This is a genomic window from bacterium (assembly GCA_023145965.1).
GTDB lineage: Bacteria > UBP14 > UBA6098 > UBA6098 > UBA6098 > UBA6098.
This window is the reverse complement of the sequence record JAGLDC010000098.1, coordinates 1-15,946: the sequence shown is the minus strand read 5'-3', so window position 1 is coordinate 15,946 and position 15,946 is coordinate 1. Positions and strand designations below refer to the sequence as shown.

Genomic DNA, 15,946 nt, shown 5'->3' with positions numbered 1-15,946 from the left:
AGACGAAAATAAATATTATTGAATTTACGCTATTCATAAATTGGTTACTCTACATAAAAGAACTCGATTTCCACGCGAGGCGGATATAGTGGGTTTATATCAAACACGTCGGACTCCCTTCGCGGCTTGGTTATAAGCCCGTTATTCGCGCCACCCGAAGCCCACGCGCGAACAAAAGCCGTAATATCCCAATGAACATAACCATCCTCATCGACAATGTATTCCTGCGTTACCTGCTGTTCTTCGTCGATATAGTTTTTAACATGGTCCCAATTGACCGTGCCATAAGACCACGCCCGTTTTACGCCGCAAATCGCCAGTTCGGGAGGATTCCCGACTCCCACGCCGTCCGTTTCCGGTTCGATTACTATCACAATCTCGGCATGCTCGATATAACAACCGTCGTCGATACTGTCCGGAAGATCGAACTGAACGAGTAGTTTTGTCGGGCCGTCATCCCTGTCAGATGGTGTAACAAAAGTTTTTGTTATATCGTTGATTATCACCGCGCTAGCGCCGAGCGCAATTAACAATGAAAGATTAATAATTAACAACGTTTTCTTTATCATGATTTCTCCTTCGGTTTGCTATCTTAACCAACAGATACAATATATTTCTTTTTCTGCTATCTTCGAATACATTTCACATTTTCTCCAACCACCCATGCCCCTTATTTTCCTTGAATTCGTTGGTTAGTTTTATCTCTCGGGTGGCACCCGTAGCGCCCTTCGGCCCGCGAAAAATCGTTTCAATTTGGTCGGGTGGTTCGGGCGTTTCCGTAGGGGGCGTTTCGATACGCCTTCGGCTACTCAACGACCGGTCCGGTGGCTGAGCGGAGTCGAAGCCCGGTGGCTGAGTGCGAAGCGTATTGCGAAGCGTATCGAAGCCACGTCCCCGCGAAGCCCGCATTGCCATCGCCGCCTTGCGCACCATGTCTGTGGTGAGATTCGTTGTAGGGGAAGGCCCCTGTGCCTTCCCGTTTTTACCATCGGGCGGGAGCGCACCGGGGCGCTCCCCTACGGGTTCGTCCGGGCCGTCCGGGTCCAATATCACCAATATCACAACCTTTGCAACTTCTCCGCCTAATGCCACGCCCACCACCACGCGGTCGCCAGCGGCGACAGGCGACGTGCTCAACCACGCGTGGCGCGTGGATTCGCTCCGTAGTCGAAAAATTTTCCCAAGAAAATCCAGCCGACAAACTGGAGGCCTGCGAAGACCCATAAAAATAGTTATCACTTGGCAAAATAGTCTGGTCGGAGCAAAACGCGGCGCCGCTGGCGTCTGCTGTAGGCCATGCCGATCCGTATTTCCAGAACGGATAAAGCGATACTGTAGCGAACGGATCGACTGTCAACTACGCCCTCATCGCAACGACGGATAAAAAAAGGGCGTATGCCATACGCCCCTAAATTAATCAATCAATACCCTTCACCTATCGTTTATTTTATAACGGGTTTAGATGGGTGGATCCTGACTCTTGACTCCTGACTACTTTATTAGCATCGCTTGCGCGACGAAAGACTTCTCGCCGGATATGGCCCTAATCAGATATATTCCGCTCGGCAAGCTCTCGCCGGAATCGTCGGTGCCGTCCCATGTTGATGTGCCATCGATAGTGCCGAGATTTTTAACCTCTCGACCGGAAATATCGAATATTGTGATATTACCTTTGGCTAAAATTTTGCATGTAGCATTAAAGGGATTCGGCAAGGCGATTATCTCGTTTTCCTCGGGCCTCGCGCCGTTTTCTGTAATTCCTGCTCCGAGGACAGCATTGTATGCGTTGATCATGCCATGACCGGTTTCGTTGTCAAAACCGGGTGAGCCGATGTCCGTAGCGGAGGAGTTTAAAATATCCTTAACCTCGATATTCGTAAGTGATGGGTTTTGTGATAGAATAAGTGCGCAAACTCCTGCGGCTTGAGGGCAGGCCATACTGGTTCCCTCGGCACTCATATAGGTGTGGTCGCCGGCAGAAAGGGCCGAGGAGGCTGCCTCAAAAACGGATGTTACCCATGTTGACCAGATAGTTTCGGAGGTTCCGCCCGACCAAGAGGAATTACCGCCGGGGGCGACGACATCGAGGTTAGAACCATACTGACTGAATTCTGATTTTTGGCCGGCTGCAGTGCCGCTTCCAACTGAGATAACGAGCGGATCGCTGGCTGGATATGAAACAGGAGTTATAAGTGGTGCCATATTGCCTGAAGCTGCGAGAAGCGTGACTCCAACGCTGTGGGCATACGCGATAGCCGTAGATTCCACCGGCTCGGACTCTGAACTCATACCGCCGAGACTCATGGAGATAATATTAGCTCCGGCAATGGCGGCATATTCAATGCCTGCGGCGATGTCGGTAACTGTCATAGAGCCTTCGGGATTGCCCACACGGACGGGCATGATTTTGACTCCGCCACCCGCGACGCCAGCGAACATGTTTTCGTTGTCCATAACCGCCGCAGAGACGCCTGAACAGTGAGTGCCATGCGAGACACCGACATCGGATCCCATCCATCCACCGGTGCCGTTCCCGACACTGGGATCGGGTTCGCCCCAACCATCATCGCCATCTGAGTGGATATCTGGATTCCAGTCCTCTTGATCTGGAGGGGTGCTCTCTTCGCCGGTAACTCCGCCCACAAAATCGTAACCAAAAAGATCATCGATATAGCCGTTGTAATCGTTATCTGCACCATCGATATCGGCGAGATCATAAACAAGATTATTCCCATCAAGGTCTTCGCCAGGATTGACCCAAATGTTCGCAGTAAGATCCGGATGGTCAATATCTGTGCCGGAATCGACGATGGCAAGTAATATACTTGCGTTGCCGCGCTGTATGTCCCAGGCCTCCGGGCAATGGATGAGGTATTTATCGAATTGGTTCACCGGATCGGTGGGGGTAGTAGCAGTGCTATTTATACAAAAAGGGTCATTTGGTGCATGGGCAATGTAGCGATAATAATTTGGGCAAGCCCATTTGACAAGGCGTGTGGCCTCGAGGTCTCGAACAAGCGCCCAAACCTCGGGTTCGGCGGCGCGGTGAAGAAGCTCACGAGTTTCCACGTCACCGGTTCGAACGGCCTCGTTCCAAAGAACATCGTCTATGTTCGGTTTCCACGAGATAAGATAAATGTCAAGCTTTCGTGTGACCTTGTGGACAGTTGCGTTTTCCGTATAGGCAAAATCCTCTATGCTTCTCAAGGCTGCATCGCTCAAGGGAGAGAATGCAAGTTGGCCTAGCGCGAACTCGGGCAAGAAGTTTTCCTGTTGTCCGAGGTTCATTGCGAATATGGCAGTGAGAGTGAGGGTTAATATTAATATGGTAACCGCTGTATTCTTCATTTTTCCTCCTGAATGCATAAAAAAACATCGCAACACCGAAGCCGCGATGCAATTTCAGGCCAGTGCTGTTAACAAATTAAAAACTTGTAAAAACCTTTTGCGAAAGCTTCATATAATTTTTCCATTTTTAAGTAACTTTATATGATATTAATAATATATAGAATTTCAACCTATTGCCCGTCTTTTAAGCGAATTTTTACACCTCCGGCCACGGCGGCAAAAAGATCATACAGAAGGGCGGCAATTGCCACGCCTATACCGCCTACGAAGCCATAGAGAAGGCCGGATATCATTCCCAAAAGAAGTCCACCGGCAAAACCTCCAGTGGCACCGAGAAGGCTTCCTGCATAAGGTATATTCTGAAATTCGGACATAGCGCCTAATCCGCCGGCAAGACCGGCGATAAGGCCAATAATTACTCCGACGATGAGGCCTATTACAAGATAGGCGATAAGCGCTAACTTAAAAACAGACCATGCATTGATAGATTTAATCTCTACGAGTTTTGATTGGTCTTCCATAATCCCTCCTTATTCATTCCCAAGTGGTTCAATTGCTCTAACCTCGAGAATATATTCATGCTTAATAACTATCTCCACTACAGGTGTTTTTGATTTTGTGTTTCGGACTTTGATGACCCTAGCCTTGCCGATGAAAGAACCATCTCGAGCCAAAGCGCGGACTTCATCGCCAGCTTTAGGCAGTGGTGCGAATTCGTGAGGAATGCGAATGGAAGCCTCGTTTTCGCTACCGTAAGTCTCATCAATGGTGAAAATGGCAAGACCGGGACATTGTGAGACACATACGCCGCAACCGGTGCAGATCGAATGGTCTAGAACGGGAAGGTCGTTGATGTTCGCCATGTCCGCAATACAATGGAATGGGCAGGATGCCACACATGGATTACATGGTATTTGCTGCCAGCACTCGATGACCGCATAGGGACCGGCCTTACGACGCTCCGCCGAAGGAAGCGTGGCTTCGATCATATCGCGTGAGGGTATCCCGGTTCCTTGTATGGATTTTTTCACAATTCCTCCTCGAGTGTGCATTCGGCAAGACCACAACGTATATGGTCTCCAACCGGCCCGCAGCGTAATTCGCCTAATTCGGCGATGAGTTTAGCTTTTCGGGTTTCATAACCTTTGAGGTCTGCGCCTATGGCTTTCGCAGCGGAAATCCCGGCTATTGCGCCCTCGACAATGGCGCTGGAGGCTTCTTCGATGCCACCGGCGTCTCCAGCGACATAAACATCTGGATTGGTAGTGCGCATATTCCAGTCGCGGATTGGGACATCTCCCCCAAGTTCAGAGACATATCTCATTTTGCATTCAGCAAGGTGCAGAAGTTCCACCAGCGGGAGAAGGCCAACGGCAAGGCAGATAAAATCGCATTCCAAATGTTCTTCTGTGTCCGGAAGGGGTTGCCAATTATCATCGATTTGGGCAACAACAGCGCCGGTAACGCGGTTTTCGCCCAGTGTCCTGAGGATTGTTGTTTGTGTGCGAATTGGAATACCTAGTCGTGCGATTTTGCTGGCGTGAACCCAATAACCGCCGACATGATCCATCCCCTCGATGACAGCGGTGACATCGACACCGGCCTGCCTGAGTTGGTAACTGACGATTAACCCGATGTTACCCGCACCTACCATAAGGCCACGGTTGCCGGGCATGACACCATAAACATTCATCAGGGTCTGCACGGCGCCGGCACCATAGACACCCGGGAGATCATTTCCGGGAAAGGGAATTGTCTTTTCGAGTGCCCCGGTAGCTATGATGAGTTTTTTTGGTTTGAACTTGAGATATTCGCTATCCTCGAAAAGCGCTGTAATGATCCCGTCTTCATAGAGCCCGCAGGCAGTGGTTCTTAGATAGGTTTTGAAAAGGGGATTGTCTTTGATATTTTCGAGGAGTTTGTCGGCAATCCAAATTCCACGGACCCCAGCATATTCCATCTCTGAACCGAAGAACTTATGTGTTTGTTTAACAAGCTGTCCACCGGGTTTGAAGGCGTCATCGAGCAGGATGGTTTTACACCCCGCTTTGACCGTTTCATTGGCAGCTGCTAACCCCGCCGGTCCTCCGCCGATGATGAGCACGTCGCATTCACGAATCATTTCAACACCCCCTTTCCCTCTTGTGTTTTAACGACCATCCCCTCGCAAAGCGGTTCTGTGCAGACACGCACGTTGGGTCTGCCATTAACCTCCATGAGACAACTGCTACAGTGTCCGATGGCGCAATAAAATCCTCGAGGCCTTTTATGTCGCAGAGAATAACTGAGCGTTGTGATACCCGCATCGTGAAGTGCAGCAGCGACAGGTTCGCCCTCGAAACCTTCTAAGGGCATGCCATCACAGGTGAAAGTTACTTTTTTGCCTCTTTTAAATGTAAGAATTGGATGTTCGATTATTCGCAAATCGTCCTCCTAATTGGAAAATTTAACTTTGTCGCCTGGTTTAATACCACGGCTGGAGAACCAGCCACGCTTCATCTCGAGGGCGTAAAGCACCGGTTTAGATGGATAGTGGCTAGATAAGTCCCCGGGTTTCATCCATTTAATATCAGTGATCACCCAATCCGCGTCGATAAAGGCTATTGATAACGGAATAAGGGTGTTTTTCATCCAAAAAGAATGCGGGAGTTCATCTTCAAAAATGAAGAGCATCCCAGCCGTATCCGGAAGATAGGTTCTGAACATCAGGCCGCGCATGCGATCATTGTTGTTTTTGGCCACTTCGACCGTTATAGAGAAGGTATCTATCTGCAATTTATGAGTTGGGAGTTTCGGTGTGTATTGCTCTTTAGTCTTTTGAGAATGTGCCGAGGGTGTCTCTTGTGTTGTAGGTAGTGTATTTGTTTTTTTCTCTTGGCAAGAAAGGGTCGCGAGTGCGAGTATGAATAAACCGATTATTATTATTTTCATAATCTTTAATTCTAATTCGTGCGGGTCGTAAAGTCAAGTGCTGGATGAGCGAAAGAAGGGTTAAGATCAGAATTGTAGCGGCTTTTAATTATATCTCGAGGTAATAAATATTATGCAAAGGTTTTTCTGTGATTAAATTCTTAACCAAATCGCCTTTAATTTTTTTATCCTTTTCTTTTAACCCCGTTGACATGGTAGAGGTTACGAATTATCTTTAATGGATAAAAATTAATCGATTGAAAGGATGATAATGAAAGTTCTCGTGGTAGGAGGCGGAGGTCGAGAGCACGCTATAGTTTGGAAACTAGCGCAGAGTAGGTTTGTAGAGAAGATATATTGTGCTCCTGGGAACGCCGGTATAGCCGAACTTGCCGAGTGCGTTAACATTTCTGATACGGATATTCGCAATCTCGCTTCGTTCGTTGAAAAGGTAGGTGTCGATTTTACAATAGTCGGGCCAGAATCGGCGCTTTCTGAAGGCATAGTGGATTATTTTACAAGCCGAAAACTCAATATATTCGGGCCTACAAAGGCCGCTGCGCAGATCGAATCGAGTAAAATATTTGCCAAAGAGTTCATGAAGGAATACCGTATCCCCACAGCTAGCTATTTGAGGTTCGACAATCCGGAGGATGCCATTCTTTTTCTCGAAAATCACGAGCTTCCGGTGGTAATTAAAGCCGACGGTCTTGCGGCTGGTAAGGGTGCGGTTGTGGCAGAGAACCTTGAAGAGGCAAAGGATGCAGTCCGTAAGATGATGATTGAACGGACGTGGGGTGAAGCTGGTCGCCGCATTATCATCGAGGAATTTATACCTGGCCGCGAAGTGAGCGTGCTTGCTTTTACCGATGGTCATACTGTAGTGCCGATGCTATCTAGCACCGATTATAAGCGTGCAGAGGAAAACGGCACCGGACCAAATACAGGAGGAATGGGCTCTATCGCTCCAAATCCTAATTTTACTGACGATATCCTCGAACGCGTGAGCGAAGAAGTAATTAAGCCGGTAATTAATGGCCTTCGCATGAAGGGGCATCCTTTTAAGGGTGTGCTTTATGCGGGAATTATGATACATAATGGTAATTTCAAGGTGCTCGAATTTAACTGCCGTTTCGGTGATCCCGAAACACAAGTTGTGCTTTCACTTCTCGATTCAGACCTGATGGAAATCATCCTCCATATTCACCACGAGAAGCTCGACGAGGCCGATATACGCTGGAAAAAGGATATGTCTGCGGTATGTGTTATTATGGCTAGCGGTGGTTACCCTAAAAGATATAAAAAAGGCTTCCCAGTCGAGGGGCTCGATGCTTTGGAAGACCCGAATGTTCAGGTGTTTCATGCAGGAACCACGACAGTGGCCGATAGGGTAGTAACAAACGGAGGTCGAGTGCTAGGTGTAACCGCGTGGGATAGCACTCTTGAAAAAGCACGCAAGCGAGCATATAATTCGGTGGAGAAAATACATTTTGAGAAATGCTTTTATCGCAAGGATATCGGCTTGGCTTTTCTTAAGAAAAAGGAAAATTACCGGGTGTTTTATCCCGGAGAAGAGATAATCTAGTGTCGATGACGGATTCCGTTCGAGGCTGGAAATGACTGGATTTACTGGATCACTTTTATAGGAATAATCGAAAGGTAGATATGCCTAAAGTAGCTATAGTAGCAGGGAGTTCATCCGATTCGCCGCTGATCGAGGTTACGGAGAAGATGCTCGACAATTTCGGTATTCCGCACCAAACAGCAATAATATCTGCGCACAGAATGCCGGATAAATTGAGAGAATTCGCAACAGAGGCCTCTGAAAAAGGCTTCGATATGATAATTGCCATTGCGGGATTGGCGGCACATCTTCCGGGAGTGGTGGCTAGCATGACATCACTGCCGGTAGTGGGCGTGCCTGCCGATGGTGGCCCGTTGGGTGGAATCGATGCTCTTCTTTCGATAGTCCAGATGCCGGGTTCTACGCCTGTAGCCACAATGGCTATCGGCAAACACGGCGCGAAGAACGCAGCTATATTTGCCGCAAGAGTTTTTGCACTCCATGATGTGGAAGTGGCCGAAAAACTTAAGGCTTATAAAAAATACCTTGCTGAGGGAGGTAAGTAAATGGCGAAGTATGTCTATGGACCGGTGCCATCGAGAAGGCTTGGGCGTTCGCTGGGTATTGACCTATTTAACGGTAAGAGTTGCACTATCGATTGTGTGTATTGCCAACTTGGAAGCCATCCACCACTTGCGCCTTTTCGCCGTAGATTTATAGATCCAGAGGCGGTTATCGCAGAATTGGCGGAAAAGGTTAATAAAGGGGTCGAGGCGGATTATATTACATTTTCTGGAAGCGGTGAACCGACGCTTTCTTCCGACCTCGGAATGATAATAGAATTTGCCAAGGGACTCAAGACTGCGCCGGTTTGTGTTCTTACAAATGGCACGCTGCTTTGGAATCCAGAGGTTCGGAAAGAGCTTGCAAATGCCGATGTAGTTATTCCTAATCTCGATTCTGCCGATACGGAGACATTTCGAAAAGTGAATCGTCCGCATCCCGACCTCGATTTCGATAAGATTATCGATGGGCTTCTTCAGTTTTCTCGGGAATATAAAGGTAAACTTCTTTTCGAGATTGTATTGATAGCCGGGCTGAATGATTCGGATGAACATCTGGCTAAATTAGCGGATTTGGTGAAAATTATCTCCCCGGATGGCGTATGGGTTGGGACAATATATCGTCCGCCTGCGGAGAGTTTCGCGAAGCCTATCGACGCGGAGAGATTAAAAAAAGCCCGAGATATTATTGGTGGGTCCGCAAGGGTGATAGAGAGTTTTAAGGCTAAGGATATTGATTCACACTATGCCAATGTTATCGAAGAAGTTCGTGGGTTAATTAAAAGACGCCCGGAGACAGTTTCTGGTATAGCGAAAAGCCTTGGAATTAATGAACATGAGGTTTTCAAAGCGGTGTCTATACTTGAAAAAGCGCGAGAGGTCGAGCGCAAAAAGGTTGATGACAGGGTATTTTTCGAATTCATCCGATAGTCAAAAGAATGGAGTTTTAAATGAGTAAGCTCAAAATAATCGTAGTGCTTATGATGGTTTTTGCTTTTGGTGTGATGTCAGAGACTATAACTATTGTCGATAAAATCGGTGGTTTCAGAAACGCGCAGGCTTGCGCTATCGATGAGGGCATTGTCTATATCCTCGACTATTATTATGTAATCAGCTATGACCCGGTGAGTGATAACATTCTCGACACACTTAATTTGGGAGAATATGTCAGGAATCTTGATTTTATAGGTGATATGGCAGTTGTTGTTGGTATATCGGAAGTTCATGTAGTCGATATATCAGACCCCAATGACCTAAGCGAGCTTTCTAGCGTTAATTATGGCGGCACAAGTGGCTGGGATATCGAGGTGGAGGGGGATCTGGTTTTCCTCGCCGTGCAAAGCCATCTAGCAATTTACAGACTTGCCGGTTACTCTTTAACCTATACTGGTGGATATGTTCCCAGCACACCCTTCCCGATGGTCAGGTCGGTTGCAGTGAGCGGCGATGTAGTTTATGTCGGTCTCGGGGATATGGGTCTCGCAGCACTCGATGTCAGCACTCCCACGATGCCTGTGCTTCTGATGAGTGCAGACACGCCGGGTAATACACTCGATCTCGAGATAGCGCGACACGACAAAATTGTTTGTTGTGATGGCGCTTATGTCGGTGCGGATACAGCAAGCGTAAGGTTTTTCGGAATACCATCACCGACGACGATAGATCCATTGGGCGCGTGGTTTGCGCCTTCAAATAGCGATGCTAGAAGGTGTTTTATTGTGGGGGATAGGCTAGCTCTTGCCGATGGCGAGGGTGGACTTCGCGCAATCGATTTCTCCATACCGTCCAGCCCTGTGCAGTTAGTGCAGGTCGATACTCGTTCTAATATCACAGATGTGGTCATCGATGGCGATGCCATATACGCCACCGGCACCGATACCTTTTTTATTATGGTCACCGATGCTTTTCCTCGTGATACAGGCGATTTCGAGCCGATAGTAATAAACAGCGTCATGCCGCCTACAGGGAGCCTCACGGCTTGCGACCCTATTATAGAATTCGGCTATACAGCTGGCTCTAATGCCCTCGATGAGAGCTCGATTTCCATCTCTGCTTTGGGAACGACTTTTGGGTCCAGCGACCCGGAGGTTTCATGGACAAGCTCCACAATAACAATCGATTTAAGTTCGAGAATTCATGTGCCAACGGATACAATCCGAGCGAGTCTTGTCTATCTCGAGGATGTAGCGGGTTCTATCGCGGTTGGTTTGGGTATAACGACACGATTCAGATTGGATAATTTCGCGCCATCGGCTGCACTGACCGAGGGTTATGCTGGCGATTGGGAGCATCCTGATTCAGTAATAATTTGCGGAACTATTGACGATATCGGTTATGCTGGGTTTGCCACCGACAGCTTCAAAGTGATAGTCAATGGCATTTCCTACAGCACGGCTAGCGCTTATTTGTCATATTCCGCGCCAAATTTCACCTGTAATCCGATGGGCGTGTTCCATGATGGCGACACTGTCGATGTCTGTATTCGAGCGGCAGATTTGATGAGTCTTTCGGTTTGTGGGCCAAATATCTTGGACAGTTGTTGGTTTTTTCGCTTAAGTTCGACAGGTATCGAGGACGTTGCCAAAAGGCCGAAGGAGATGATAATCTCTGTATCGCCGAATCCATTTAATTCGGCTGTGCTGATCTCGGTCGATGCAAATATCGAAAAGGGTTTCGCGCCCATAAGCGCGGAGGTTTTCGATCTTTCTGGGCGACGGATAGACGTCATTGCGAGGAGGGCAACGCCCGACGCGGCAATCTCTCCGTTTATAGATACAGATTGCCACGCCTTTCAGGCTCGCAATGACGGAGGCGGCGAATTCGTCTGGCAACCCGCCCCCGCAATCGGTTCCGGCATCTATCTCGTGCGGGCGCGCTTCGATGGCGGCCAGACGGCGGCGAAACGAGTCGTGTATCTGAAATAAAATCGTCTCGATTTTCCTATTGTATTGGCAAAAATCTCTTTAGTGCACCAGAGATATATAAAAAGCGATCTTTAGCTATATATTAAAGTTGGAAAGCCGAGGGGATTTCTTTAAAATAACATGGAGATTGATATTTCTTACAAGAGTGACAAATGAAGTTATTACCAAACGTACAAAAATACAATAAATATTTTCCTGAACAATGTAAATATGACGGGGAAGGAGTGTTTTTCTCGTATATAGGAACAAACAGCCTGCTCATTCGAGATAAAAACACTTCTATAATGATTGATCCAAATTTCACGCGACCGGGGGGGATATTAAGCCCGCAGTATTTTATAAAAAGCGTCGCACCGAATCCTCTTGTGATAAGGAATACACTGGATAAACTCGGAGTGAACCGTCTCGACGCGGTTTTGCTTACCCATACGCATATTGATCATGCTCTCGACGCTCCTGAGGTTACCAAGCAAACCGGTGCGGTGCTATATGGTTCACATTCAGCGGTTCTTATTGGTAGAGGCGGAGGTGTCAAAGAAGATATGCTTCGAGAGATAGCGGATGGAACCTCTATCGAGATCGGCGACTTTAAAGTAACGTTTTATAAAAGCGAGCACCTGCCTTTTCCAAATATTGTTAAACCCTTGATGAATTATAAAAAAGAGGTCGATGAGGCCTTATCTCCTCCAGTTAGAATTGCACGGTTTAGGGAGGGTGGTTCGTATAAGATACTCATTGAACATCACCATGGAACACTTCTTGTATGTAGTAGCGGCATAGATTCGAATCCCGCCCTCTTAAAAGCCGATGCTATATCTATCTGTATCGGTGGGCTTGCTCTGCGCTCCGAAGAATATCGCGAGAGGCTTTTTAAAAAAGCAGTAATAGATACTGGAGCCAAGGATATATACATGACCCACTGGGATAAGATGTCAAACTCCCTGGACGAACCACCAGAGTTTCTAGGCCGAACACATTTGGTGGTTGACCATTTTATTAAAATGACATCACGCCAAGAAGGTATAAATCTCTACCTTCCAATAACATGGACGACCTTAAGGTTATTTAGCCCCTCTAAAAATAGTGTCTGGGATAGAATCAAGGCGTTTTGTTCATAAAGCTATTTTCTATTAATCACTAATTCGGGGGCGTCGAGGCTACGCGCTTCTCGGAAGCGAGTAGTTGCCTTAAGGCCGGAATGGGATTGTATCGAAAACAAAACTGGTGTTTATCCGGTCTTCAGGAGATTTCTTAGGTCGGCGGAAAGCTTGTTTGCCGCGCCTAAGAAATCACGACGCCCCCGGAGAAATTAAGTTTTAAATGATGATTGATTAGCAATAAGAAGTGCTAAGCGAGATCGAGCGAGTATTTCTCGTCCTTGACATGTCGAGGACGCGGGATTATTTTAGTAACAATGTTTAAATACTGCTTCATATTTGTTATTTTGGCAGGATCGGTTTTCCTTTCTTGTAGCGATGAATTCGAGGGGCCGGGAGTCGGCCCCGAATGCACTCTTGTATGGGTATCTTATCGCGATGGTTCACCTAATTTATGGGGTGTGGAACTTCCCGATGGTGAAGTATTTAAACTGAGTGAACTTCCCGAAGGTGCTGGTAGATGGGGCATCTCGGCGAGAAGAGGCTGGGTTTACTTTAGTGGAAAGGAATATAACTGTTGGAATGTGTATAGAGTTAGCCTCGATGGTTCTTCAATGCAAAAGCTCACCGAGCACACCCAATTCGATGGTTATCCGGAAATTTCACCGGACGGTTCGAGTGTTTGTTTTGTTACAAAGCGATGGGGTTTTACACAATACGACAGTGAATTGGCGCTTATATCCTCGAATGGTGGTGAACTTGTTCGCATGACAAATCATGAAGGCAATGACGATTCACATCGATGGTCACCGGATGGGACGAAAATCGTATTTGTCAAAACCGACTATTATGGCAAACTCTCGGTTGCACTTTTCAATCCTGATTTTCCTGAGTCTGTATCAATTATTTCGCCAGAGGGCTTCGATGCCTATTCGCCGCAATGGTCTGCTGATGGCGCATCGCTGTATTATATTATCTCCGGTTCTGATAGGCGATATATTGCAAAATCGAATGTGGATTCGCCTATCCTTTTTCCTGAGAACATGTCGGGTAATGAGTATTCCGTCGAGAATCCGGAGGTGTCGCCCAATGGCGTGTATATCGCATGTCAAGCCTTTGTGAATGGGCAATGGGAGATCGCAGTAATCGGCTCTGATGGTGATAATTTCAAATTGATCGCACCGCATCCATCGGAGGATATCTGCCCTTGTTGGTCACCAGATGGAAGCTGGATATTTTGGGTGAGCTATCGAGATGGCGATAGAGAAATTTATGGTATTTCGTTCGATGAAGGAGGCGGGCCTGAGAGAATTACCAGTTCCCCGGGCGATGACATAAGACCTCTTTGTGTTGGGGCATTTTAATGACAGAACTTTTCACAGAACAAAAACTTAAGCAGGAATTTCCTCTTACAGAAAGATTCCTATATTTCAACTCCGCTTCAATCGGTATAATACCGGAGCGAAGTATAAAACGAATGGAGGATTTCCTTCAAAGATACCGCAACACGGATCTTGCCCACGATGCCGAAACTTTCATTATGATAGATAGGCTTAGAGCGAATCTTGAAAGGCTTATCGGAGGAGAATCTGGAACTGTCTGCCTTGTTCCTAATACAAGTGTGGGGATAAATATTATCTCTTCCGGTTTTCCATGGAAAACCGGCGACCGAATACTTCTCGGGAATCTGGAATTTCCTGCGAATACCTACCCATGGTCCAGCTGTAAAAGGTTAGGCGTCGAGATCGATTGGCTCGACATGGATTCCGGAGAGATAACACCGGAAATGGTCGAAATGGCAATAAACGAACAAACGCGACTATTAGCGATAAGCTCGGTGCAGTTTTCCGATGGTTATCGAACCGATTTAGAAGCCATATCAAAAGTGTGTCGAAAGCATGATGTCTTTCTTTTCGTCGATGGTATTCAAAGTGCTGGAGCACTGAAAATAGATGTTATAAGAAGCGGGATCGATGCCTTTGCTTCCGGTGGACAAAAACATATGCTTTCACCTTATGGCACAGGATTTTTATATGTTTCTCCACGTGCGATGCGGCTTATAGTGCAGGCCTACGATGGTTGGCTTGCCCATTTTCTTATCGAGGAAGATTTTCTGGACATGCTTAGACATAATATGCCGATAGGTAAAACCGCGCGAAAATATGAAGTAGGTTCATTGCCATATCAATCGCTTTGGAGCATGGATGCTTCCGTGTCCATGATGCTCGATTTTGGTAAGGAGGCTATCGAAACCCATAATGTTGGTCTCGCTGCTCATTTTTGTAATCGAGTAGAAGAAATCAGAGGAATAAAGCTTTTCAGCAAAAGAGCAACAAGGGCGAGTTCGCATATTGTGAGTGTTTCATCGCCATTTGCCCCGGAACTTTACATTAGATTAAAAGCGAGGGGCATTATATGTTCTCTTCGCGAAGAAAGGCTTCGTTGGGCATTCCATATATATAACACAATCTTTCAAATAGATAGGGCTGTCGATATAATTAAAGAGGAAATCGAAGCGATAGAAAAGGGTGAATGACATGAAAAAGTCCATTGGATTAGCTATAATGATATGTGTTTTTATAACTTTCGCATGCGCCAAAGGCGAGAATGCTAAAGCTAAGAACAAGATTGTAGATGAGGGTGCTTACCCAGTTTTTGTGACAATACAACCACTGGCTTCGATAGCGGAAAGCCTTGCCGGAGAATATGCTACCGTTCATGTGATTCTCGATCCCGGCACCGATCCACACACCTACGAACCCCTCCCCGAGGATATACTCCGACTTGCGAATTCGGCTATGCTATTTCATATAGGTATGGGCTTCGACGACTGGGCTTCAAAAATTGCACTGGAAGCCGAGGATGGTCCGCGCATATATCCAGTTTCCATGGGTGTTCCCATGCTTCCGGCTGTGCCGGATAATTCACTCGATCGGCTTCGAGAAGAAAATCTCATGCCCACGAAGGGTAATCCGCATGTTTGGCTCGACCCCAAGATAGTGGCTGATATTATAATCCCGACTATGGCACGCGCGTTTGCCTCTGCCGATCCTCCAAATTCGGAGTTTTATATGGTGAATGCACAACGGCTTCAAAAACATATAAGTTCACTTGCTGATAGCATTTCAATAGCTCTCGAATCGCATAAAGGCGAGTCGGTAATACTGCATCATGGATCGTTTGCGTATTTTTGCAGAAGGTTCAAGCTAGATGCTGTCGAGGTTATCCAACCATTCCCCGGGATGGAAACTTCGCCGGCGAATCTAATCAAAATTATCGAAAATGCGAAAAAGGAAAACGCTGTAGCTATACTATCTGAACCTTTAGTTTCCCAAAAAATTGCGCAAGCCGTGGCCGAGGAGCTTGGGATACCGATAATTTCTGTTGATCCGCTGGGAAAATCTGGCGAGGGATATATAGAGCTTATGAAACGTAACACAAATGAGATTATCGATGGCCTCGAGTAAGCCCCTAATAGAGCTGAAGGATGTTACTCTGAATCGAGGAGGACGTATTGCTCTTGATTCGGTCTCATTGCAC

At 47.0% G+C, this 15,946-nt stretch carries 16 protein-coding genes; 8 read left to right on the top strand and 8 right to left on the bottom strand.

The annotated features are described in order from the left end of the window. Positions 1-44: 44 nt before the first annotated feature. From KAH81_08985 to KAH81_08950, 8 genes are all read right to left on the bottom strand, one after another. A complete protein-coding gene (locus tag KAH81_08985) occupies positions 45-569 on the bottom strand; it encodes a DNRLRE domain-containing protein (GenBank protein ID MCK5833788.1) in 525 nt (174 codons plus the stop codon). A 73-nt stretch (positions 570-642) separates the two neighbouring features. Further along, on the bottom strand, positions 643-1,239 hold the full coding sequence (locus tag KAH81_08980) for a hypothetical protein (protein MCK5833787.1): 597 nt from the start codon (positions 1,237-1,239) through the stop codon (positions 643-645). A 252-nt stretch (positions 1,240-1,491) separates the two neighbouring features. Next, positions 1,492-3,348 (bottom strand): S8 family serine peptidase, encoded by a 1,857-nt coding sequence (locus KAH81_08975; GenBank protein ID MCK5833786.1) that lies wholly within the window; start codon positions 3,346-3,348, stop codon positions 1,492-1,494. Between the two features lie 170 nt (positions 3,349-3,518). Further along, entirely contained in the window at positions 3,519-3,869 is a 351-nt protein-coding gene (locus KAH81_08970) for a DUF3566 domain-containing protein (GenBank protein MCK5833785.1), read from the bottom strand. A 9-nt stretch (positions 3,870-3,878) separates the two neighbouring features. Continuing rightward, positions 3,879-4,400, bottom strand: a complete 522-nt coding sequence (locus KAH81_08965; GenBank protein MCK5833784.1) for a 4Fe-4S binding protein — start codon at positions 4,398-4,400, stop codon at positions 3,879-3,881. Continuing rightward, on the bottom strand, positions 4,376-5,467 hold the full coding sequence (locus KAH81_08960) for an FAD-dependent oxidoreductase (GenBank protein ID MCK5833783.1): 1,092 nt from the start codon (positions 5,465-5,467) through the stop codon (positions 4,376-4,378). The genes KAH81_08965 and KAH81_08960 overlap by 25 nt, the downstream gene beginning before the upstream one ends. Next, a complete protein-coding gene (locus tag KAH81_08955; protein ID MCK5833782.1) occupies positions 5,467-5,772 on the bottom strand; it encodes a (2Fe-2S)-binding protein in 306 nt (101 codons plus the stop codon). The genes KAH81_08960 and KAH81_08955 overlap by 1 nt, the downstream gene beginning before the upstream one ends. 9 nt (positions 5,773-5,781) lie before the next feature. Continuing rightward, complete coding sequence (locus KAH81_08950; protein ID MCK5833781.1) at positions 5,782-6,279, bottom strand: DUF192 domain-containing protein; 498 nt, start codon at positions 6,277-6,279, stop codon at positions 5,782-5,784. Between the two features lie 250 nt (positions 6,280-6,529). Between KAH81_08950 and purD the strand changes: the two genes are divergently transcribed. The 8 genes from purD to KAH81_08910 all read left to right on the top strand — a co-directional run bounded on the left by purD (position 6,530) and on the right by KAH81_08910 (position 15,873). Then, positions 6,530-7,843, top strand: a complete 1,314-nt coding sequence (gene purD / locus KAH81_08945; protein MCK5833780.1) for a phosphoribosylamine--glycine ligase — start codon at positions 6,530-6,532, stop codon at positions 7,841-7,843. A gap of 80 nt (positions 7,844-7,923) precedes the next feature. Further along, positions 7,924-8,388 carry a 5-(carboxyamino)imidazole ribonucleotide mutase gene (gene purE / locus KAH81_08940; GenBank protein MCK5833779.1) on the top strand — a complete coding sequence of 155 codons (465 nt, stop codon included), beginning with the start codon at positions 7,924-7,926 and terminating at the stop codon, positions 8,386-8,388. Continuing rightward, positions 8,389-9,315: a radical SAM protein gene (locus KAH81_08935; GenBank protein MCK5833778.1), complete on the top strand. Its 927-nt coding sequence runs from the start codon at positions 8,389-8,391 to the stop codon at positions 9,313-9,315. A gap of 20 nt (positions 9,316-9,335) precedes the next feature. Further along, the gene (locus KAH81_08930; GenBank protein MCK5833777.1) at positions 9,336-11,309 is read left to right on the top strand and encodes a hypothetical protein; all 1,974 of its coding nucleotides are present in this window, start codon (positions 9,336-9,338) and stop codon (positions 11,307-11,309) included. 224 nt (positions 11,310-11,533) lie between these two features. After that, complete coding sequence (locus tag KAH81_08925) at positions 11,534-12,427, top strand: MBL fold metallo-hydrolase (protein MCK5833776.1); 894 nt, start codon at positions 11,534-11,536, stop codon at positions 12,425-12,427. Between the two features lie 296 nt (positions 12,428-12,723). Then, positions 12,724-13,770, top strand: coding sequence for a PD40 domain-containing protein (locus tag KAH81_08920; protein ID MCK5833775.1), 1,047 nt, complete (start codon positions 12,724-12,726; stop codon positions 13,768-13,770). Beyond that, positions 13,770-14,942, top strand: a complete 1,173-nt coding sequence (locus tag KAH81_08915; GenBank protein MCK5833774.1) for an aminotransferase class V-fold PLP-dependent enzyme — start codon at positions 13,770-13,772, stop codon at positions 14,940-14,942. Before KAH81_08920 ends, KAH81_08915 begins: the two co-directional genes overlap by 1 nt. 1 nt (position 14,943) lies before the next feature. After that, a complete protein-coding gene (locus tag KAH81_08910) occupies positions 14,944-15,873 on the top strand; it encodes a zinc ABC transporter substrate-binding protein (protein ID MCK5833773.1) in 930 nt (309 codons plus the stop codon). The last annotated feature ends 73 nt before the right edge of the window (positions 15,874-15,946 follow it).